Origin of the sequence: Halegenticoccus soli, assembly GCF_002844195.1 — an archaeon.
GTDB lineage: Archaea > Halobacteriota > Halobacteria > Halobacteriales > Haloferacaceae > Halegenticoccus > Halegenticoccus soli.
The window spans coordinates 239,530-259,394 of sequence record NZ_PEND01000002.1; the positions used below are offsets into that span (position 1 = coordinate 239,530).

A 19,865-nucleotide genomic window follows, 5' to 3' on the forward strand; every position below is an offset into this window, starting at 1 on the left:
TGGTGAACGACATGAGGACCGGATTCGTCACGCAGACGCACACGGGCGACGTCGCCGCCTCCGAGGCCGCGGCGCAGGCCGCGGCGTTCGGGTTCGACTTCGTCGAGCTGTACATGGACGGCGCGACCGAGCGCACGCGGCTGGACCGCGCGGCGCTCTCGGAGGCGCTTTCGGACCGCGGGCTCGACCTCCTGGTCCACCTCCCGTTCGCGGATCTCGATCTGGGTTCGCCCCGGGACCGGATCCGCGAGGCGTCGATCGAAGAGCAGAAGGTGTGCATCGAGGACGCCGCCGGGATGGGCGCGGAGAAGGCCGTTCTCCACCCGAGTTCGGACGCGACGCCCCCCGAGTGGGAGCCCGAGGAGATCTACCCCGCGATCGTCGAGTCGGTGAACGACCTCGACGCGTTCGCCCGCGACCGCGGGCTGGAGATCTGCGTCGAGAACCTGCCGGGCGTCCCGCTCACGATCGACGAGTTCGACCTCGTGTTCGACGGGACGGACGCCTCGATGACGCTCGACACCGGCCACGCGCGGGTCGACGGGTTCGAGGCCGGGGACATCGCGGCGTTCCTGGAGGCGCACCTCAACCGCGTCTCGCACCTCCACCTCAACGACACGCGCGGTCCGCGCGACGAGCACCTCCCGTTCGGGTCGGGGACGCTCGACTTCCCGACGGCGCTCGCCCCGCTTTTCGACGCCGACTGGGACGGGACCGCCTCGCTCGAAGTGTACACGTTCGACGCCGACTACCTCGAACTCGGAAAGCGCAAGCTCGATGCACTGCTCGCCTGAGGGCCGGCGTCGGCGTGATCCGCCCCGCCGTACGCCGCCTGCAGGGGTCGCCCCATGCCCGTGAGCCCCCGCACCGTCGTCGGTCGGCTCCGCCGCTACTGCTCGCTCCTCGCCGAGGCGGTCGTCCACGCCGCCGTCGCGCTCGCCACCGGCGCGGTCGGCCGCGACGACGACCTGTGGGTCTTCGGCGCCCGCGGCGGCTCGACGTTCGGCGAGAACAGCAAGTACCAGTTCCTCCACGTCGCAGACCGCTGCCCCGGCGTGCGAGCGGTCTGGATCGCGCGCGACCGCGACGTGATCGGCGCGCTCCGGTCCCGCGGGTACGAGGCGTACCACCCCTTTTCGCCCCGCGGCGTCCTCCTGCAACTCCGCGCCGGCGTCGTCTTCCTGACCCACAACTTCCGCGACGTGAACCGCTGGACCGTCGGCGGTGCGACGGTCGTCATGCTCTGGCACGGCATCCCGATGAAGCGGGTCTCCTGGGACGCCGAACTCGGGAAACTGCCGCCGGTCGTCCGGTCGGCCTCCCGGTACCTCTACCGGCGGTACGACTGCGTCGCCCTGACCGGCCGGGGGACGCTCGACGTGTTCGTCTCCGGGTTCCGCCTGCCGCCGGAGCGGTTCGCGGTCACGGGCTACCCCCGGACCGACGTGCTGTTCGAACCCGTCCCGGACGCGGACGTCGGCGTGGCGACGGACGCGCTCGCGGAGATCCGCCGGCTCTCCGAGGGGCACGACGTGCTCCTCTACCTGCCGACGTTCCGCGAGGAGCCGGACGCGCGCGCGACCGAACACCTGGATCTCGACGCGCTCGACCGCCTCCTGGACGCCCACGACGCGTACCTCGTCCTGAAGCTCCACCCGGAGGAGCGCCTGGACCGCGACGTGTCGGACTACTCGCGGCTCCTCCGGCTCCCGTCCGAGTCCGACGTCTACCCGGTGCTCCCGCACACGGACGCGCTGATAACCGACTACTCCTCCGTGTTCTTCGAGTACTTGTTGCTCGACGAGCCGGTGATCTTCTACCCCTACGACCTCGGGGAGTACCGCGCCGGGCGCGGGTTCTACTACGAGTACGACTCGGTCACGCCGGGGCCGACGGCGACGGACGGCGACGAACTCCTCGCGGCGGTCGATCGGACGCTCGGGGGGGAGGACCGGTTCGCGGCGGAGCGGCGGGCGGTCCGGGACCGCTTTTTCGACCACCGGGGCGGCGGGCGGGCGGCGGCGGTCTGCGACGCCGTGAGGGACCGCCTTGATTGAGGGGGACGAATCAGCCCTTTCCGCACGGGCTATATAGTCATGGGTTGGTGTACTGTGTCGGGACAAGTGGTATGTATACCCAACAGACAGTTTGATATAGCGGATCGTTCTATGGTGGAACAACGCGATCACACATGGCGTGTCCAACGGGAGCCACCGACCGACCCGATTCTCTTCTCCAGACCGACGACGTCGCGTGCATCGCCCACCGCGGATTCGCGGGAATCGCCCCCGAGAACACGCGCACGGCCTTCGAACGCGCGGTCGGCGGGGCGTTCGGCGATCCGGCCGACGTGGTCGAACTCGACGTCATGCCGACCGCGGACGGCAAGATAGTCGTCTTTCACGACACGGACCTCGCGCGGCTCACCGACGCGCCCGCGCGGCTCCGCGAACAGTCCGTCTGGGAGACACCATTCGAGACACTTCGGCGCTTCGAGGTTCTCGGCAGCGGCGAGTCGATCCCGCGGCTCTCCGAGATCCTGGACCTCGTCCCGCCGTCGGTCGGCCTCAACGTCGAGTTCAAGAACCCCGGAACCGCGGCGGTCGAGTACGGGGCGCTCGACGCCGACGCGCTCGACCGCCAGCGACGCCGGTGGCACGACTTCGCCGCCGACGTGCTCGACGTGCTCGACGCGTACCCCCACGAGGCCCTCGTCTCGTCGTTCCACGAGGGCGCGCTCGCGGCCGTCCGGGAGATCGACCCGTCCGTGCCGATCGCCGCCGTCTTCTACGACTCCATCGCAGACGGGTTGCGCGTCGCGCGCCGACACGACTGCGAGGTGATCCACCCGCCCTGGAACATGATCTACGGCACGGAGCTCTTCAACGAGGAGTACTGCTCCGGCCCGTTCGAGCCCGTCGATCTCGTCGAGATCGCCCACGACGAGGGTCGCGCCGTCAACGCCTGGACGGTGAACAGCTGGTACCAGGCCGACCAGCTCCGCCAGGCGGGCGTCGACGGCATCATCACGGATTATCCGGGGCTCCTCGGATTCGACGCCGCGCCCGAAGGCGCGGCCGCCGGCGAACGGCGCGCCGATTCGATCTCCCTCCACTGACCGGCTCGCTCGCCGGATCGGGACTCCGGTTTTCCGCGGTCTTGTTCCTGTCTCCTTCCGAGTCTTTCGCCTTTTCGTGAACTACCCGAGAGAATTCCATTAATTACCGGAAAATACTCGCATTTATTGCGCCACCAGTGGTATCTCCTGTACAATGGCTCGCTGTTCACAGGCTGTCGTCTTAGCTGCGGGTATCGGTTCTCGGCTCAAGCCGCTGACGCTCCGGAAGCCGAAGTGCTGCGTGACGGTCGATTCGACGCCGATCCTGGCCCACCAGCTGCGCGCGTACGCCGAGGCCGGGATCTCAGAGGTGCACGTCGTCTCGGGCTACCTGAGCGACCACACCGCCCGCCTCTGCGAGCGCGTCGCGGCCGAGTACGAGGGCTTTTCGGTGTCGGTCATCGAGAACGAGGTGTACGCGAACACCGACAACCTCTACTCGTTATCTCTCGCGCGCGAGGCCGTGGACGGCGAGCCGTTCGTGCTGAGCAACGGCGACGTGGTGTTCGATCCCGGGGTGCCGGAGCGGCTCCTCGCCGCCGACGGCGACAGCGCCATCGCCTGCGACACCTCGACGTACTCCGACGAGGCGATGAAGATCACGGTCGACGAGGCGGGCCGCGTCTCCCACATCAGCAAGGGCGTCCCGCGCGAGGAGGCGCACGCCTCCTCCATCGACGTGTACCGCTTTTCAGCGTCGTTCTCGGCGGCGCTGTTCGACCAGGTGGAGCACCTCATCGATCGCGACCGGGAGTACTGCGGCTGGTCGGAGATCGCGATCGACCGGGTGCTCCGGACCGGCCGCCACGACGCTCGACCGGTCGACATCGCCGGGCTGCCGTGGGTCGAGATCGACACCGCGGAGGACCTCGTCCAGGCGGACCGGCGGTTCGCGTCGATCGGCGACCTCCGGTCGAAGAAACTCGCCTTCTTCGACCTCGACGGGACGATCTACCTCGGGGACGAGCTCGTCGACGGCGCGGAGGCGGTCGTCTCGGCGTTCCGCGACGGCGGGACCGACGTGTACTTCCTCTCGAACAACTCCTCGCGGTGGAAGACCGACTACGCGGACAAGCTCACCTCGCTGGGCGTCCCCGCGTCACCGGAGGACGTCATCCTCTCGACCGACGGCGTCATCGAGTACCTGCGGGAGGCCGCCGACGGGGCGTACGTCGTCGGCACGGAGGCGATGCGGGACGCCATGCGCGAGCGGGGCGTCGACGTCGACGCCGACGATCCGTCGCACGTCGTGGTGGGGTTCGACACCGAACTCGACTACGAGAAGGTCCGCCGGGCGACGCTCGCGGTCCGCGACGGGGCGGAGTTCCTGCTCGCGCACCCCGATCTCGTCTGCCCGACGGCGGACGGACTCGTCCCCGACTGCGGCTCGATCGGCGCGCTCGTCGAGGCCGCGACGGGCCGGTCGCCCGCGCGCGTCTTCGGCAAGCCCAACCCGGAGATGGTGTCTCACGTCCTCGACGAGCGGGGCGTCTCGCCGTCGGAGGCCGTCGTCGTCGGCGACCGACTCGGCACCGAGATGCGGATGGCCGAGCGCGTCGGCTGCGACTCGGTCTGCGTCCTGACCGGCGACGCGGACCGCGCGGCCGTCGAGGAGAGCTCCGTCTCCCCGTCGCTCGTGGTCCCGTCCGTCGGCGCGCTCGCGGAGCTCCTCTGATTGACCGCCGCCGCGCACTGTCGGCGCCCCTTACCAGTAGTTGGTAGTACGGTTTCTTTATTCAGTCTGACCTCTGAATCGATAGCAGCGCTTCTTTAAGTAGGCGTGCGTATCCATCACCCAGTAAACTCCTGCGTTATTTCTCGCCTTTAATCCCGATCTCCTTGTCAAAGCGTGCGAAGAACTCATTCATAAAGTCCCAGCGAGACTCACCAAGACGACGCCCAGGTGCGGTATATAGCAAGTCCAGACGTTCTCTGGCCCACTCCCTAAGCAATTCGATGTCCGGTCGTTCCGATGTGTCTCCTTCAGAAACGGATGCGTCGTCTATTGGGGCATAGCGGTCTCCTGCTCGCCCCGACCGCTCACCGACGATACAGGCTAAACGAACGATACCACGCGCCCCCGCGGCGTCCAGTTTGTCTGCGTCGAAGAGCAACTTCGCTTCGATAGTCTCCGGTTCGGGGGAACTGGCTCGAATACTATGAGTCGTGATGCAGTATTTGACCGCATCGATGAGGTCAGACGGGACCGCTTCTCTTTCAAGCAGTTCTACTGCTTTTCGTGCGCCCCATCTATCGTGGTCGTCAACCTCTCCGACTCGCTCACGGGGACGACCGATGTCGTGTAGCCACGTCGCCATAGAGAGTACGTCCAGGTCAACAGTCTCCTCACACTCAGTTGCTAAGCGGAGTGCCACATCGTGAACCCGCTTCGCGTGGAAAATGTCGTGCGCTGGGAGGGCGTCTTCGTAGTAGGGCACCGACAGCGTTCGAGCGAGGGAGTCTAAGTCCTGAGCCATACTTGTCGTCCGAGGAGAGAATTCACGAGTTTTTCTATCTATGGAATCCTGCACACTACCACATCAACCGAACTGCGCTATCGAGACTCACCGTCTGCTGAATTTACGCTCTGCATTTAACGATTGTTCTATGCTTTTGCTGACAAATGAGTTTCCAATAATTTCGGCCCGCGTGAGAACGAGTGAGCGACAGTTCTATGTGTACCACGCGAGTACCACGGTGTATGAGAACGGACACGGGCGAGAACAACGGCGAGATGGTCAAGCTCAACGTCAAAGTCCCCAAGCGGCTTCTGGAAGATCTTGACGAACTTGCCGAGGAGTTGAATTACACCAATCGGTCGGAGTTCATCCGTGAGGTGCTGCGCGACACGACGGAGCCGATTCTGACGCCCGGGGCGCAGGAGGGTGTCTCCCAGGGGTACGCGGACGTGGCAGCAGGACGGACGATGTCGATTACGGAAGCGAAGGACCGACTCGGCATCGAGGACGAAAGCGAGGGGTGAGGGCTGACGAGTGGCGCATGACGTCGTTCTGACCGAAACGTTCTTTTCGACGGTTGAGCAGTTCGAGACAGAAGACGCGAAGCGCGTCATCAACAAACTCGAAGACATCGGCGACTTCCCGGAGCACTTCCTCGACCGGTTGAAGAACCACCCGCGGTACAAGCTCCGTGTTGGTGATTTCCGCGTGCTGATCGACTGGGACAAGGACAACGAGACGATCTACGCCATCGACGTCTTCGAGCGGAAGAAGGAATACCGCGAACTCGGGAAATACCGCGAAGTCTGGGGGTCCTGGCGCGACGACGAATGACGAACCCGAGTGATGGGACAGAACAGTTTCTCGAAGCGGCGAGAGAGTACGTCGAGAAGAACGGCGAGAGCGGGGCCGAACGTCTCCCCCCGTACGACGAGACCGCGAACCCACGCCCGTCAGAGCAGCGCCGGACGGGAAGGGCGTGCCGCCTGTGACGGTCATTACGCGTGACCTCAGAGAACTCACGTATCCGTATCTTCAGTTCGACCGCGACGCGAGTACGATCCACTCGCTCGACTCGTTCCTCTCGCTTCTCGTGAGCGCGGCAGCACATGACGAGTTCGTCGAAGAGGCCTCGAACAACCAAGACCTCCTCCCGGATCGACGGACGCGCGGACGCGCTCGCGGACCGCGTCCGCTCCGACGCGGCCCCCGACGCCCTACCGTGGGCACGGACCGCGACGCGGTGCGTGACGCTTTTCGGTCCCGCGCCGCCGCGCGCCGCGGGACGGTCCGTCCGCGAGGAGGCGCACGTCGGTCCGATCGACGGCTCCGCGCCGAAGGGTTTTGCCGTTCCCGAGCGACCGCTCTTCATGGCCCGCACGGCAGTCGTCGCCGGCGTCGGACCCGGTCTCGGTGAATCGCTCGCCCGGAAGTTCGCGGCCGAAGGGTGCTCGGTCGCGCTGCTCGCCCGCTCGGAGGAGTACCTCCGACGCCTCGCCGCGGAGCTGCGGGACGCTCCGGGGGACGGAGAGGCGCTCGCGGTGCCGACGGATCTCGCCGATCCCGATCGGATCGCCCGCGCCTTCGAGTCGATCCGCGAGGAACTCGGGCCGGTCGACGTCCTCGTCAACCACGCCAGCGGCGCGTCCTGGCGGGGGCTGACCGACCTCTCCGTCGAGGAGTTCTGACCGCTCCCGCCGGGCGATTTACGGACGGCGGCGTCCTACTCGCCCGCATGGCGCTCCGGAACCTCCTCGCGGACGGCGGTACGAACGCCGCGGTCGCGTGGGCCATCCTGGCGTTCCTGTTCGCCGTCGCCGTCGCGGAGGCCGCGCTCGGCTCGTTCCTCTGGGCCGGGTTCGCCGTCGTCGCCGCGCTCGTCGCCGCCGTCCCGCCCCTCGCGGCCCGCGATCCGTCGGTGATGCTGCCGTGGTGGCTGCTCGCCGTCGTCGCCATCCCGCCCGTCGTCGAGCCGTTCGAGCCGCTCACGAAGGTCGCGGCGTACTTCGCGGTCGCCGCGCTCGCGCTCTCCGTCGCCGTCGATCTCCACGCCTTCACGGCCGCGAGGATGAGCCGCCGGTTCGCCGTGGCCTTCGTGGTTCTGACGACGATGGCGGTCGCCGGGGTCTGGACGACCGTCCGGGGGCTCGCCGACCTCTATTTCGGGGCGTCCTTCTTCCGCGGCCCCAACGACCTGATGTGGGATCTCGTCGTGTCGAGCGCGGTCGGCGTCCTCGGCGGTCTGGGGTTCGAGCGGTACTTTTACCGGGCGGACCACGGCGGCGTTCGGGGCCTCTCCCCGCGGGGGGACGGCGAATGACGCTCGCGGATCAGCTCGACCTGGAGACCTACGAGCGCACCGGGGTCAGGCTCATGCAGCTCGTTCTCGTCGGCATCGTCGGCTACGCCGCCGTCACGCTGAACGCCGGGTTGCTCTTCAACAGCGCCGTCCCCCTCGCCATCACGTTCGTCCCCGCCCTCCTGCGACGCGACTACGGCCTCCCGATGGACGCGGGACTGACGCTGTGGATCACGGCCGCCGTCTTCCTCCACGCCGTCGGCGCGCTCGGGCCGTACCGATCGATCCCGTGGTACGACCAGGTCGCGCACGCCCTCTCGGCGTCCGTCGTCGCCGTCAGCGGCTACGCCGTAATCCGCGCGCTGGAGATCCACTCGGACGACGTGCGGCTCCGATCGAAGGTGCGCGCGATCTACCTGATCGTTTTTGTGCTTGCGTTCGGCGTCCTCTGGGAGATCGCGGAGTTCGCGTCCGGCGGGCTCGCCGCCCTGATCGGTGGGCGGGCGCTTTTGGCCCAGTACGGACTGGACGACATCGTCCTCGATCTCCTGTTCAACGTCGCGGGGGCGGTGATCGTCGCGGCGTGGGGCGGCGGCGTCAGCGACGCCCTCTCGCGGGCGATCTCGCGCCGCGTTCTCGACGAGTAGCGGACCGGAAACGCGAATCGGGCGCGTTCCGCCCCGGCCGGCGGTCACAGCCTGTCGAGGACCGTCTCGGGATCGTACGTCAGCGACAGCGCCCGCGATCGCCCCCGCCCTTCGATGTCGGCGTACGTCGTCTCGATGATCCCGAGCTGGTCGAGCTTGTTGACGATCTCCGAGTAGCGGGTGTAGCCGAGGCCGGTCTTCTCGCGGAACGACTCGTACACCGCGCCGGCCTGTTCGCCGTTGTGTTCGGCGATGGCCTCCACGAGCGCGCGCTCGGAGTCGCTCAGCCCCCGCAGGCTCCGCGAGAGGTGGACGTACTTCGACTTCTCGTAGGCCGTCTCGACGTCGTCGACGCTTATCGTCTTGCTCGCGCGCATCTCGGCGGTGAGCCCCGCCCGCCGGAGCAGGTCGATGCCGACGCGCAGGTCGCCGCTCTCGGCGGTGAGCTCGGCGACGCGGTCGAGCACCTCCGACCCGATCACCCCGTCGCGGAAGCCGCGCCGGACGCGCTCTCGCAGGATGTCGACGATCTCCGGCGCGTCGTACACCGGGAAGTACACCTCCTCGGGGCGGAAGACGCTCTGGACGCGGCTGTCCAGCGCGTCGATCACGTCCAGCGAGAGGTCCGAGGAGATGATGATGACGCCGATTCGCGCGCCCGCGTGCGCCTCGTGCGCCCGGAGTAGCGAGTACAGCGTGTCCGACGCCTCGTTCTCGTAAAACAGGTAGTTCACGTCGTCGAGCGCGACGACGAGCACCTCGTCCTCCTCGACCAGCCGGTCCGTGATCTGGCCGAACAGCTTCTTGAACGAGATGCCCGAGGAGGGCGGTTCGTACTCGAAGATGCCCTCGAAGATGCGCGAGAAGACGGCGTAGCGGGTCGAGTCGACCTGACAGTTGACGTGGACCGTCCGGACGTCCGTCTGCGCGCGGAGCTCGCCGAAGATCCGCTGCACGGCGGTCGTCTTCCCGGTTCCCGGCGGTCCGCGGACCATCGTGTTCAGGGGCCGCGACCCGCGGACCGCCGGACGCAGCGCGTACTGGAGGCTCTGCATCTGGCTCTCGCGGTGCTTGAACGTCTCCGGGACGTAGTCGATCTCGAAGACGCGCTCGTCGCGGAAGATCGACTCGTCCCACGAGAGCATCCCCCCCTCGGGGTCGTCTGGCATCACTTTCACCACGCTCCGGCGGGTACTTAATGATTTGCCACCGGGCGGTCCGCAGCGTTCAGCCACGCAGATTCGATCGCGAGGTCGACGCTGACGTTCCCGAAAGCCCCCTCTCGCTCGACGGCTGCGCGTCGTTCGACGAATCGGCTACTCGCCCGCGAGGCGGTCGATCACGTCGCCGTAGTCCCCCGCGACGTGGAAGGCGATCGACTTCCCCTCCGAGAGTCGCCCGAACGTCCCCTCGTCGGTGGCGTACCGCCTCGTCAACCGCACGTCGCCCCGCCGACCGTGGTCGACGACCGCGCTGTACCCCGTTCCGGCCGCGTCGCCCGCCGCGCCTCCGCCCCCATCCGGCGCACCGAGGCGACGGACGGTCCCCCGCCGGACGATCCGGCTCGCGCCGGAGAGCCGCGGCCGCCCCGTGACGCCGAGCTGGAACCGGATGTCGTCCCCGACCATGAGGCGGTTGAACGTCGCTCGATCGGCGCTGTACCACGCGACGTCCCCCGCTCCGATTCCGTCGACGTGGTTCGCGTTCTCGTGTTCGACCCGGACGTGATAGAAGACCTCGTCGTACCGGTCGAGGAGGCCCTCCTCCGCCTCCGACGTCACCGTGACGTTCGCGGGTTCGTCCGCCCACGGCCCCGCCGGTTCGACGGTCGGGTCGACGCCGAACGCGTCCGGCTCGACCGTGAGCAGCGACGCCGACGAGTCGGACGGCGCGTCGGGCTTCCGCCCCGTCATCCCCTTACCGACGACCCGTCCGGCGATCGGCGGCAGGGGGTGGACCCTGTAGTACGTGTCCAGACACCCGGCCGACGATCCGGCGAGGGCGAGGGCGGCCGTTGCGAGCAGGGAGCGTCGGTCCATGCACTACGCTCTCCGTCTCACCCCATAAACAGCTTCGCTTCGATCGAGCGGGTCGCCGCGGCCGTCCGGCCCGCAGCCGTCCGGCCCGCGGTCGGCGTCCGGGTGCGCCGCGTGCAGCGGCGCGAGCGAGGCGCGGTCGCCGTCGCCGGCTACGCCAGCGGCGTCCGCTCGACGACGGTCCCGTTCACCGTCGGGTACTGTTCGACGATCTCGCCCCTCTCCACGTCGCCCTCCTCGACCATCTCCTCCAGCAGCCACCACGCGAGTTCGACGTGGTTCCGCTTCACCGTGTAGAACTCCCCGGGCACGCCGAGTTCCCTGAGGCGCTCTTCGGTCTCCCAGGTCTTCCCGTAGACGATCGTGCCGTCGTCCGTGACGTCGTCGAACTCGCGGCGGACGTTTCGGGCCATGCGCTTCAGCCGGTTGCGGTGCTGGGCCGCGTCCTTGAACACGCTCGTGCAGAAGTAGACGCGCGGGTGGTCGCCCATCTCGTCGAGGATGGCCGCCTTCGACCCGTCGACGGCGCTCATGTGGCCCTCCTGGAGTTCGTACCCCTGCTCCTGCATGCGCCGGTAGTTCCCCTGGCTCATCTCGAACTCGTTGACGTTGCAGAACTCGGCGGCCCCCTCGTCGAGAAACTCCAGGAACTCCGGTTCGGCCCGGATGCCGGGGATCTCGAAGGCGGGGGTGAGGCCCTCCTCGCGCGCGACGTAGAGGATCTCCTCCCACTCGGTCCCGTGGAGGTCGCCCCACAGTTCGTAGGGCGGGTGAAAGCGGATCTCGTCGAGGCCGGCGTCGGCGAGGCGGCGCATGTTCTCACGGCCGCCAGTGATGCCGGTGTACAGGTGCGTGTGGTGGTCCTCGCCGAACTCTCCCTTCAGAAGCGAGAGGTAGTGACAGGTCCGGTCGAGCGCCTCCTGCGGTTCGCCGCCGGTGATCGACGTGCCGAGGGCGTCCATGCGCTTTGCCTCCCGGACCACGTCCTCGTCGGACTCGACGAGCCGCTCGTTGGCGTACACGTCGGTGACGTTCTTGCGGTTCTCGCCGAGCGGGCAGTAAAAGCAGTCCCGCTCGTCGCAGTAGCCGTAGACGAACAGGACCATCTTCCCCCCCATGGCGCACTGTTCGCAGCCCTTCGAGATCATCGGTTGTCGATCCGTTGCCCGCCGAGCGGGAAAAATCGTGCGTTCCGGGCCGCCCGCGGAATCGGTCACCGCGCGGTCCGATCCGCGCCTCTCGTTCCGCCGGTCGGATCACGCGCCGACCGGATCGCGCGCCGATCGGATCACGCCGTCCGGGGGTCGCACGCCGCCTTCCGGTCGAGCGCCGCCGACGGACCGCGCCCGCGCGGTTCGGCGTCCCCGAAAACAAATATAGTCAGGCGTCATACCTCCCCCCGATGCTGCTCGTCCTCTGTGTGGATCTCGACGACGATCTCGGCCGGAAGACGGGCTTGCAAACGCCGGTCATCGGACGCGAGGCCGTCGAAGAAGCCGCGGTCGCGCTCGCGACCGCCGATCCCGAGGACTCCGACGTGAACGTGCTCTTTCAGGGGATCCACGTCCACGACGACCTGGCCGCGGAGGACGACGAGGAAGTGGAGGTGGCGGCGGTCACGGGGCTCCAGGGGAGCGACGTGAAGGCGAACCGCGCGGTCGGCGAGGAGGTCGACACCGTGCTCGCCAACCTTCGGACCGGCGAGAACGTCCGCGCGGTCGTCATCACCGACGGCGCGCAGGACGAGTCTGTCCTGCCGGTGATCCGGTCGCGCGTCCCCGTCGACGGCGTGCGGCGGGTGGTCGTCCGGCAGGCGCAGGACCTCGAATCGATGTACTACACGATCAAACAGGTCCTCGACGACCCGGAGACGCGCGGGACGATCCTGGTCCCGCTCGGCATCCTGCTCCTCATCTACCCGCTCGTCGTCATCGCCAGCTACTTCGACGTCCACGGGGCGACCGTGCTCGGGCTGATCTCGGCGCTGCTCGGGCTGTACGTCCTCTTTCGCGGGCTCGGACTGGAGCGCGTCGTCGACGACGCGGCCGAGCGCGCCCGGAACGTCCTCTACGCGGGTCGGGTGACGCTCATCACGTACATCGTCGCCACCGCGCTGATGGTCGTCGGCGGCGTCCAGGGTGTCGAGACGCTCGACGCCGTCAGGGCGAGTTTCGGCGGCGAACTCCCCCCGGGCGTGATACTCGCGGCGCTCGTCCACGGGGCCGTCCAGTGGTTCGCCGCGGCGGGCGTCACGAGCAGCCTCGGGCAGGTGACCGACGAGTACCTCGCCGATCGCTTCAAGTGGCGCTACCTGAACGCGCCGTTTTACGTCGTCGCCATCGCGCTCGTCCTGTACGCCGTCTCCGGGTTCTTCCTCTCGGACGTCGTGCTCCGATCGCCGGTCCCGTCGATCCAGCCGTTCTCCCTGACCGATCTCGCCGTCGCGCTCGTCGTCGGCACGCTCCTCGGGGTGTTCAGCACCCTCGCGTTCGCCATCGCCGAGTCGCGGTACCCGACGAGCGTCGAACCCGCCTGAGCCTCACCGCTCCCGCACGACCACGAACTCCGCCAGGTCGCGCAGGTACCCCACCGCCTCGCTCTCCGCCAGATCCGCGGTTCCGAGCGCCCGGAGCGCCCGGTCGGACTCCTCCCGCGCGCGGTCGTTCGCCTCCGCGGGCGAGAGGTCCGTGACCTGCACCAGCGACGGCCGATCCATCACCGCGTCCTGCCCGGTCGGCTTGCCGAGTTCGGTCGCGTCGGCGGTGGCGTCGAGCACGTCGTCGCGGATCTGGAAGGCGACGCCGACCCGCTCGGCGTACTCGCCGAACGCCTCGACCGTGAAGCCGTCCGCGTCCGCGGCGACCGCGCCGAGCTCGGCCGCCGCGCGGAACAGCGCGCCCGTCTTCCGGCGGGCGAGCTCCATGTACTCCTCCTCGTTCGTCGGCCGGTCGGCCAGCTCCGTCGCCTCGCCCTCGCCGAGTTCGACCATCGACTCGGCGACGGTCTGCATCGCCTGCTCGTCCGCCGAAAAGAGCGCGAACGCCTCGCCGAGCAGGCCGTCGCTGGCGACGATAGCGGGACCGTAGCCGAATTCCTTCCAGGCGCTCTGCGTCCCGCGGCGCACGTCCGAGCGGTCGATGATGTCGTCGATGACGAGCGACGCGTTGTGGACGAGCTCGACGCCGACCGCGAAGTCGACGGCGTCCTCCGGCGCGCCCCCGGTGGCCTCGCAGGCGAGCACGGTCACCGCGGGGCGAACCCGCTTGCCGCCCGCGAGCGCGACGTGAGCGAGTTCGTCCGAGAGCTCCTCGGGGTCGACCCCGTCGATGACCGCCGCGAGTCGGTCGTTGACCATCGCGACTCGCCGCTCCAGGTACTCCATCACCTGTGCGCTGGTGACGGCGACGCAAGTACGTGACGGAACGCGCCGATTCGACGGGTGAACGGTGCGCCCGCCTGACGCGGACGATCCGGCGGGGCGGCCGATCGCGTGAAGGTTCATATACGAACGCGGGGCCAGAACCCCCGTGACCTGACGACTCGCCGCGGGGCGGTTCGCGGGTGTGCGGTGCCCCGCCTCGCGCTCACCAGCGCCGCCTGTCCGCAATACGACGCGATGTCGGTCGTGCCGCCGCCGAGCCGCCGACAGCTCCATCTCCGCCAAAGCGCTCTCCCGCTCTGCTCTCTCGTTCCTCGGTTCGCCGTCCCGAGGATCGGAACAGCGTCCGCCCGGCGGAACCGTGGGCTCGAAAACGAGTACCGGTAGTCAGCCTTCGAACTCGTCGATGAGCGCCGGCACGACCTCGAACAGGTCGCCGACGATCCCGTAGTCCGCGATGTCGAAGATGGGCGCGTTCGAGTCCGTGTTGATCGCGACGATCGTCTCCGAGCCCTTCATGCCCGCGACGTGCTGGACCGCGCCGGAGATGCCGATCGCGAGGTACACCTTCGGCGTCACGACCTTCCCGGACTGGCCCACCTGGCGGTTCTTCGGGAGCCAGCCGTTGTCGACGATCGGCCGCGACGCGGAGAGAGTCGCGTCCAGCGCGTCGGCGAGCTCCTGTACGAGTTCGATGTTCTCCTCTTCCTCGATGCCGCGGCCGACGCTCACCAGCACGTCGGCTTCGGAGATGTCGACGTCGCCGCCGCCGGCCTCCTCGAAGCCGATGACGCGCGATCCGAGCGCGTCCTCGTCGATCTCGACGTCGAACGGCGCGATCTCGGCGTCGCCGGTCCCCTCGGCGCCGGGCCACTCGCCGCCGCGGATCGTGACCGCGACCGCCTCGGCGTCGACCTCGACCGTCGTCTCCACCTTCGAGTTGTACATCTCGCGCGTCGCCGCGAGCGCGCCGTCCCACTCGAAGGCGACGGCGTCCGTCACCAGCGGCAGATCGAGCGCGTTCGCGACCGCCGGGGCGTAATCGAGACCGTTGACGCTGTTCGGCATCAGGACGACCGCCGGATCGAGCTCCGCGTGGAGCGCCTCGACGGCGCGCACGTACACGTCGTGGTTGAACTCCTCGCCGCGGTCGACCGTGTGGACGTAGTCAACGCCCTTGCGGTTCACGTCCTCGGCGAACGCCTCCACGTCGCCGCCGATGACCGCGAGGTGGAGGTCGCCACCCGCCTCGTCGGCAAGCTCGCGGCCGGCGGTGACGAGTTCGTAGCTCACGTCGCGGAGGCCGCCGCGGCGGTGCTCCGTGACGGCGAGCACGTCGGAACTCATTCGGCGCCCACCCCCTTCTCCCGGAGGACCTGCGCGAGTTGCGCGGCGGTCTCCTCGGCGCTCCCCTCGAAGATCGTGGCGTCGGACTCGCTCTCGGGTTCGTACATCTCGGTCAGGCGGACGTCGGTTTCGACCGCCTCGGCGTCGAGGCCGAGGTCCGCGAGGTGCTTCTCGGCGATCTCCTTCCGCTGGGCCTGCCGGATGCCGCGGAGGCTGGCGTACCGCGGCTCGTTGATCCCCGTCTGGATCGTCAGCACCGCCGGGAGGTCGACCTCGGTGACCTCGTCGACGCCGCCCTCCAGTTCGCGGTGGACGCGGGCGACGCTCTCGTCAAGCACCGCGTCGACGTCGAGATCGTTCACGACGGCCGCCCACTCGAAGCCCACGGCGTCGGCGAGCGAGACGCCCGTCGCGCCGAAGCTGTCGTCGCCGGCCTGCACGCCCGTGAACACGAGATCGGGCTCTTCGGCTTCGACGACCGCCCGGAGGATCCGCGTCTTCGCAGCCACGTCGAGCAGGTCGGTCTCCGCGAGCGCGTCGTCCCAGACGCGGATCGCACGGTCGACGCCCTTCGCCAGCGCCATCCGGATGGTCTCCTCGCACCGTTCGGGTCCGATCGTCACGCTCACTACCTCGATGTCGTCGCCGGTCTCGGCGATCTGGACGGCCTCCTCGACCGCGTAGTCGTCCCACTCGTTCAGATCGTACTCGAGGTACCGATCGGCGATTCCGGTGCCCTCGATCTCGAAGTCCTCCTCCACTTCGGCGACCTCTTTGACGGTCACGAGAACCTTCATCATCGACCACTAACTCTACCCGCGGGTAAACCCTTTCGGGATCGGCATCAGGCGTCGGTTCCGGCTGCCCTTCGTTTCATGTCGGTGGCCACCGAACCCACGCGACACATGACAACAGGTGACGACGCAAACGTCGACAACGCCGGCGGCGGAGGAACCGACGCGCGCGTCGAGCGGCTGCTCGACCGGATGACGCTCGCGGAGAAGGTCGGACAGTGCTGCGGCGCGTTCGTCGGGACGCTGGGCGGGGTCACCAACACCGCCTCGGACGTCGAAGCGATGATCGATTCGCACCACGTCGGGTCGGTCACGCCGTTCGGGGTCGCCGTCTCGCCGTACGACACGCCGCGGGAGGCGGCGGCGCTCGCCAACCGGCTGCAGCGACACGCCGTCGAGGAGACGCGGCTCGGAATCCCGCTTTTCGTTCCGGTTGACGCCGTCCACGGACACGCCTACGTCGCCGGCGCGACCGTCTTCCCCCACAACCTCGGGCTGGCGGCGACGTGGAACCCCGATCTGGCGGAGCGCGCGGCCGCGGCGACCGCGGCGGAGCTTCGCGCCACCGGCGCGACGGGGAACTACGCCCCCACCTGCGACGTCGCCCGCGATCAGCGGTGGGGTCGAACCTTCGAGACGTTCGGCGAGAGCCCCCGGCTGTGCGCCGCGATGGCGGCCGCCGCCGTCCGCGGCTACCAGGGCGACGGCGTCGGCGGCGAAGGGACCGTCGCAGCCACGCCGAAGCACTTCCCCGCGTACGGCCAGCCCTCCCGCGGCGAGGACGCCGCGCCCGTCGACGTCTCCCCCACGACGCTCCGGCGCGTCTTCCTCCCGCCGTTCGCGGCCTGCGTCGACGCCGGGGCGGCGGCGGTCATGCCCTGTTACAACTCGATCGACGGGGAGCCGGCCCACGGATCGAAGCGCTACCTCGACGATCTCCTCCGGGGCGACCTCGGGTTCGAGGGGGTCGTCCTCTCGGACTGGAACGGCGTCGAGATGCTCCACGCCGACCACCGCGTCGCCGCCGACCGTCGGGAGGCGGTCCGGATGGCGGTCGAAGCGGGCGTCGACGTCGCCTCCATCGGCGGGCCACCCCACGCCGAGGCGCTCCTCGCGCTCGTCGAAGCCGGGGAGATCGACGAGGAGACGCTCGACGAGCGCGTCCGCCGCGTCCTGTCGCTGAAGATCCGGCTCGGCCTGTTCGACGACCCCTACGTGGACCCGGACGCGGCGCCCGCCGCGCTCGGAACCGACGAGCACCGCGAGATCGCCTACGAGGCCGCCCGGCAGTCGATGACGCTCCTCAAGAACGACGGTTCGCTGCCGCTGTCGCCGGATCTCGACCGGGTCCTGGTGACGGGACCGAACGCCGACGACCTCCACAACCAGTTCGGCGGCTGGAGCGTCTTCGAGGGCCCCGTTCCGGGGAGCGCGCCGGTGCCGGACGGGGGCGACGGGGAGGTCGAGCCGGTCGGTCTGACCGTCCGGGAGGGGCTCGAACGCGCCCTCGACGGCGACGCGACCGTGCGGTACGAGCGCGGCGCCGGCGTCCGCGACGTGGACGACCTCGACGCGGTTCGGGAGGGGGCGACCGACGCCGACGCGGCGGTCGTCGTCCTCGGCGAGGGCTGGTACCTCCACGAGTTCGGACCGCGGGAGCTCGCCGGCGGCGATCGGGGGACGTTCCCGACCCGGAGCGAACTCGGGCTTCCGGACGCCCAGCGGCGACTGCTGCGGACCGTGCACGAAACGGGAACGCCGACGATCCTCGTCCTCGTCACCGGGCGTCCGCTGTCGATCCCGTGGGCGGCCGAACGCGTCCCGGCGATCCTCATGGCGTACTACCCCGGATCGGCCGGCGGCCGCGCCGTCGCCGACGTGCTCTTCGGCCGGCGGGATCCGGGGGGCCGGCTCCCCGTTTCGATCCCCCGTTCGACCGGGCACCTCCCGACCCGGTTCAACCACCTGCCGCACCCGCACCCCATCGGCGACGAGGAACATCCGCCGTCGTACGACCCGCTGTTCGCCTTCGGACACGGGCTCAGCTACGCGGCGTTCGAGTACTCGGACTTCGAGGTGTCTCCCGACACCATCCCGCCGGACGGGACGGCGACGGCGTCGGTGACGGTCGAGAACGTCGGCGAGCGGTCGGGCGACGAGGTCGTCCAGCTGTACCTGCGCGACGACGTCAGCTCCCGGGTTCGTCCCGTCCGGGAACTCTGCGGGTTCCGTCGCGTCGCGCTGGAAGCGGGCGAGGAACGGCGGATCCGCGTGCCCGTCGACCGCCGCGCGCTCGCCGTCGCGGGTCCCGACGGGAGCCGGCGGGTCGAGCCGGGGACGTTTACGCTCACCTGCGGGGGGCGCGAAACGACGCTGACCGTCGAAACGTGAGGCTCCGACGGCGGGCCGAGCGGGCGCGTGAAGCCCTCAGTCGCCCTCGCCGTCCCCGTCGCCCCCCTCGTCCGCCCCGGCCTCGTAGTCGGGGAGCGAGATGAGGTTCTCGCGGCCGAGCCGGAGCTTCTCGACGCGCCCGTCGTCCGCCATCCCCGAGAGCAGCTGCGACACCTTCGCGTCGGACCACCCGGTCTCCTGGACGATGCTCGCCTGTCGCATCCGACCGCCGTTCCGTTCGAGGATGTGTTCGACCCGCTCCTCGTCGGAGAGCAGCGAGAGATCGACGTCGCCCTCCGGCTCGTCCTCGTCGCCCCCGTCGAGATCCGCGTCACCGGGCTGAACCCCGTCGGCAGACGCCTCCGTCTCCCGCGGTGCGATGGTCGCGCCGCCCTCGGCGAAGCCAGGGACGTCCGTCTCGCGCCGCTGGAGCAGCCAGACGCCGGCGACGACGAGGGCGACGACGAACCCGAGACCGGCGACGAGTTCGAGCGGGATTCCGGGATCGGCGATGAGCGCCCGCTCGTACGTCACGTCGATCGTTCCCGCTTCGAACCGTCGGGGACCGTCGACGACGAGCGATTCGTTCACCTGCCTCGCGCGGAAGTCGCTCTGCTGGATCTCGTAGCCCGGCGGCGTCCGGATGACGAGCGTCTGGTCGGCCGTGAGCCACGGCAGCCACGTGCCGCCGTCGGGCGACTCGAACGCGTCCCCCACGAGAAGCTGCCCGTCGCGCTCCTCGGCGAAGTTCGTCCAGGTGAACGACATCGTCAGCACGCCCGTCCCGTTTTTCACCTCGTCGTCGTAGGTGACGTTTCGAACCGCCATCTCGCGCCCGGTCGCCTCCGAGGCCCGTGCGACGACGTTCCGGAACGTCCGCTCGTCCGTCGTCGCGTTCGCCTCGCCGGCGCGGAGCCTCTCGGCCAGCCGCCTGAACGCGGCGGTGTCGTTCTCCGTCTCCAGCGGGTAGCGCGTGACGATCTTCCAGCGGGCGTCGGCATTCTTCCGGACGGCGATGACGATCTCGGTGCCGCTCGGGTCCGAAAGCGATTCATCGACTCGGCTGACCGCGGACGACGGCGGGTCGACGGCTCGTTCGACCGCCCCCGGCGCGGGACCGTCGGGACGGTCGGAGGGCGCGCCGGACGCGTCGACGAGGAGGGGGGAGAACCCGCCGCCGACGAGGACGAGAAAGACGAACGCGAGGGCGGCGTACCGCATACGCTGCGACCGTCTCCTTCGGGGATAAAAACACTTTCCATCAGATTATTTCGGGGTCGAAACACGTTCTGACGCGGGTACATTCTACCGTTCGCCCGGTTTCACGCAAGACATTTCAAACGAGGGTCTATTCTTTCGTACCGACCGGTTTTAATAGGAAGAGCGTATACCGGC

The 19,865-nt window shown here is 68.9% G+C and carries 19 protein-coding genes; 11 read left to right on the forward strand and 8 right to left on the reverse strand.

Annotated elements, in window-relative coordinates; genetic code table 11:
- The first annotated feature begins 11 nt into the window (after window positions 1–11).
- From CNO20_RS06170 to CNO20_RS06185, 4 genes are all read left to right on the forward strand, one after another.
- Entirely contained in the window at window positions 12–794 is a 783-nt protein-coding gene (locus CNO20_RS06170) for a sugar phosphate isomerase/epimerase family protein (RefSeq protein ID WP_101295739.1), read from the forward strand.
- Between the two features lie 54 nt (window positions 795–848).
- Complete coding sequence (locus CNO20_RS06175; protein WP_101295265.1) at window positions 849–2,057, forward strand: CDP-glycerol glycerophosphotransferase family protein; 1,209 nt, start codon at window positions 849–851, stop codon at window positions 2,055–2,057.
- Window positions 2,058–2,191: 134 nt separating this feature from the next.
- Window positions 2,192–3,118 (forward strand): glycerophosphodiester phosphodiesterase, encoded by a 927-nt coding sequence (locus CNO20_RS06180; protein ID WP_101295266.1) that lies wholly within the window; start codon window positions 2,192–2,194, stop codon window positions 3,116–3,118.
- Between the two features lie 154 nt (window positions 3,119–3,272).
- Complete coding sequence (locus CNO20_RS06185) at window positions 3,273–4,793, forward strand: HAD-IIA family hydrolase (RefSeq protein WP_101295267.1); 1,521 nt, start codon at window positions 3,273–3,275, stop codon at window positions 4,791–4,793.
- Window positions 4,794–4,929: 136 nt separating this feature from the next.
- Here the strand turns inward: CNO20_RS06185 and CNO20_RS06190 are convergent, their stop codons facing one another.
- Window positions 4,930–5,595 (reverse strand): HD domain-containing protein, encoded by a 666-nt coding sequence (locus CNO20_RS06190; RefSeq protein ID WP_101295268.1) that lies wholly within the window; start codon window positions 5,593–5,595, stop codon window positions 4,930–4,932.
- A 224-nt stretch (window positions 5,596–5,819) separates the two neighbouring features.
- Between CNO20_RS06190 and CNO20_RS06195 the strand changes: the two genes are divergently transcribed.
- From CNO20_RS06195 to CNO20_RS06215, 5 genes are all read left to right on the forward strand, one after another.
- On the forward strand, window positions 5,820–6,101 hold the full coding sequence (locus tag CNO20_RS06195) for a ribbon-helix-helix domain-containing protein (RefSeq protein ID WP_101295269.1): 282 nt from the start codon (window positions 5,820–5,822) through the stop codon (window positions 6,099–6,101).
- A gap of 10 nt (window positions 6,102–6,111) precedes the next feature.
- Window positions 6,112–6,411: a type II toxin-antitoxin system RelE family toxin gene (locus tag CNO20_RS06200; protein ID WP_101295270.1), complete on the forward strand. Its 300-nt coding sequence runs from the start codon at window positions 6,112–6,114 to the stop codon at window positions 6,409–6,411.
- 536 nt (window positions 6,412–6,947) lie between these two features.
- Window positions 6,948–7,265, forward strand: coding sequence for an SDR family NAD(P)-dependent oxidoreductase (locus tag CNO20_RS06205; RefSeq protein ID WP_101295740.1), 318 nt, complete (start codon window positions 6,948–6,950; stop codon window positions 7,263–7,265).
- A gap of 47 nt (window positions 7,266–7,312) precedes the next feature.
- Complete coding sequence (locus CNO20_RS06210; protein WP_101295271.1) at window positions 7,313–7,897, forward strand: hypothetical protein; 585 nt, start codon at window positions 7,313–7,315, stop codon at window positions 7,895–7,897.
- Window positions 7,894–8,523 (forward strand): DUF2238 domain-containing protein, encoded by a 630-nt coding sequence (locus CNO20_RS06215; RefSeq protein WP_101295272.1) that lies wholly within the window; start codon window positions 7,894–7,896, stop codon window positions 8,521–8,523. Before CNO20_RS06210 ends, CNO20_RS06215 begins: the two co-directional genes overlap by 4 nt.
- Window positions 8,524–8,567: 44 nt before the next feature.
- Here the strand turns inward: CNO20_RS06215 and CNO20_RS06220 are convergent, their stop codons facing one another.
- The 3 genes from CNO20_RS06220 to CNO20_RS06230 all read right to left on the reverse strand — a co-directional run bounded on the left by CNO20_RS06220 (window position 8,568) and on the right by CNO20_RS06230 (window position 11,707).
- A complete protein-coding gene (locus tag CNO20_RS06220; protein WP_101295273.1) occupies window positions 8,568–9,692 on the reverse strand; it encodes an ORC1-type DNA replication protein in 1,125 nt (374 codons plus the stop codon).
- Window positions 9,693–9,839: 147 nt separating this feature from the next.
- A complete protein-coding gene (locus CNO20_RS06225) occupies window positions 9,840–10,562 on the reverse strand; it encodes a hypothetical protein (RefSeq protein WP_101295274.1) in 723 nt (240 codons plus the stop codon).
- Window positions 10,563–10,711: 149 nt separating this feature from the next.
- Window positions 10,712–11,707, reverse strand: a complete 996-nt coding sequence (locus CNO20_RS06230; protein ID WP_101295275.1) for a radical SAM protein — start codon at window positions 11,705–11,707, stop codon at window positions 10,712–10,714.
- 254 nt (window positions 11,708–11,961) lie between these two features.
- Between CNO20_RS06230 and CNO20_RS06235 the strand changes: the two genes are divergently transcribed.
- On the forward strand, window positions 11,962–13,095 hold the full coding sequence (locus tag CNO20_RS06235; protein ID WP_101295276.1) for a DUF373 family protein: 1,134 nt from the start codon (window positions 11,962–11,964) through the stop codon (window positions 13,093–13,095).
- A 3-nt stretch (window positions 13,096–13,098) separates the two neighbouring features.
- Here CNO20_RS06235 and CNO20_RS06240 read toward each other — a convergent pair whose 3' ends face one another.
- The 3 genes from CNO20_RS06240 to CNO20_RS06250 form a co-directional block, all read right to left on the reverse strand.
- A complete protein-coding gene (locus CNO20_RS06240) occupies window positions 13,099–13,941 on the reverse strand; it encodes a polyprenyl synthetase family protein (RefSeq protein WP_101295277.1) in 843 nt (280 codons plus the stop codon).
- 384 nt (window positions 13,942–14,325) lie between these two features.
- Complete coding sequence (locus CNO20_RS06245) at window positions 14,326–15,285, reverse strand: electron transfer flavoprotein subunit alpha/FixB family protein (RefSeq protein WP_101295278.1); 960 nt, start codon at window positions 15,283–15,285, stop codon at window positions 14,326–14,328.
- A complete protein-coding gene (locus CNO20_RS06250; protein WP_101295741.1) occupies window positions 15,282–16,082 on the reverse strand; it encodes an electron transfer flavoprotein subunit beta/FixA family protein in 801 nt (266 codons plus the stop codon). The genes CNO20_RS06245 and CNO20_RS06250 overlap by 4 nt, the downstream gene beginning before the upstream one ends.
- 108 nt (window positions 16,083–16,190) lie before the next feature.
- Between CNO20_RS06250 and CNO20_RS06255 the strand changes: the two genes are divergently transcribed.
- Window positions 16,191–18,470, forward strand: a complete 2,280-nt coding sequence (locus CNO20_RS06255) for a glycoside hydrolase family 3 N-terminal domain-containing protein (RefSeq protein ID WP_101295279.1) — start codon at window positions 16,191–16,193, stop codon at window positions 18,468–18,470.
- 36 nt (window positions 18,471–18,506) lie between these two features.
- Here CNO20_RS06255 and CNO20_RS06260 read toward each other — a convergent pair whose 3' ends face one another.
- Window positions 18,507–19,691 carry a helix-turn-helix transcriptional regulator gene (locus tag CNO20_RS06260; protein WP_101295280.1) on the reverse strand — a complete coding sequence of 395 codons (1,185 nt, stop codon included), beginning with the start codon at window positions 19,689–19,691 and terminating at the stop codon, window positions 18,507–18,509.
- Window positions 19,692–19,865 lie beyond the last annotated feature (174 nt).

Excerpts from the sequence above, each read along its gene's own strand:
- CNO20_RS06170 (WP_101295739.1), top strand. The coding sequence starts at position 12 with ATGAGGACCGGATTCGTCACGCAGACGCACACGGGCGACGTCGCCGCC.
- CNO20_RS06175 (WP_101295265.1), top strand. The coding sequence starts at position 849 with ATGCCCGTGAGCCCCCGCACCGTCGTCGGTCGGCTCCGCCGCTACTGC.
- CNO20_RS06180 (WP_101295266.1), top strand. The coding sequence starts at position 2,192 with ATGGCGTGTCCAACGGGAGCCACCGACCGACCCGATTCTCTTCTCCAG.
- CNO20_RS06185 (WP_101295267.1), top strand. The coding sequence starts at position 3,273 with ATGGCTCGCTGTTCACAGGCTGTCGTCTTAGCTGCGGGTATCGGTTCT.
- CNO20_RS06190 (WP_101295268.1), bottom strand. The coding sequence starts at position 5,595 with ATGGCTCAGGACTTAGACTCCCTCGCTCGAACGCTGTCGGTGCCCTAC.
- CNO20_RS06195 (WP_101295269.1), top strand. The coding sequence starts at position 5,820 with ATGAGAACGGACACGGGCGAGAACAACGGCGAGATGGTCAAGCTCAAC.
- CNO20_RS06205 (WP_101295740.1), top strand. The coding sequence starts at position 6,948 with ATGGCCCGCACGGCAGTCGTCGCCGGCGTCGGACCCGGTCTCGGTGAA.
- CNO20_RS06210 (WP_101295271.1), top strand. The coding sequence starts at position 7,313 with ATGGCGCTCCGGAACCTCCTCGCGGACGGCGGTACGAACGCCGCGGTC.
- CNO20_RS06215 (WP_101295272.1), top strand. The coding sequence starts at position 7,894 with ATGACGCTCGCGGATCAGCTCGACCTGGAGACCTACGAGCGCACCGGG.
- CNO20_RS06220 (WP_101295273.1), bottom strand. The coding sequence starts at position 9,692 with ATGCCAGACGACCCCGAGGGGGGGATGCTCTCGTGGGACGAGTCGATC.
- CNO20_RS06225 (WP_101295274.1), bottom strand. The coding sequence starts at position 10,562 with ATGGACCGACGCTCCCTGCTCGCAACGGCCGCCCTCGCCCTCGCCGGA.
- CNO20_RS06230 (WP_101295275.1), bottom strand. The coding sequence starts at position 11,707 with ATGATCTCGAAGGGCTGCGAACAGTGCGCCATGGGGGGGAAGATGGTC.
- CNO20_RS06235 (WP_101295276.1), top strand. The coding sequence starts at position 11,962 with ATGCTGCTCGTCCTCTGTGTGGATCTCGACGACGATCTCGGCCGGAAG.
- CNO20_RS06240 (WP_101295277.1), bottom strand. The coding sequence starts at position 13,941 with ATGGAGTACCTGGAGCGGCGAGTCGCGATGGTCAACGACCGACTCGCG.
- CNO20_RS06245 (WP_101295278.1), bottom strand. The coding sequence starts at position 15,285 with ATGAGTTCCGACGTGCTCGCCGTCACGGAGCACCGCCGCGGCGGCCTC.
- CNO20_RS06250 (WP_101295741.1), bottom strand. The coding sequence starts at position 16,082 with ATGAAGGTTCTCGTGACCGTCAAAGAGGTCGCCGAAGTGGAGGAGGAC.
- CNO20_RS06255 (WP_101295279.1), top strand. The coding sequence starts at position 16,191 with ATGACAACAGGTGACGACGCAAACGTCGACAACGCCGGCGGCGGAGGA.
- CNO20_RS06260 (WP_101295280.1), bottom strand. The coding sequence starts at position 19,691 with ATGCGGTACGCCGCCCTCGCGTTCGTCTTTCTCGTCCTCGTCGGCGGC.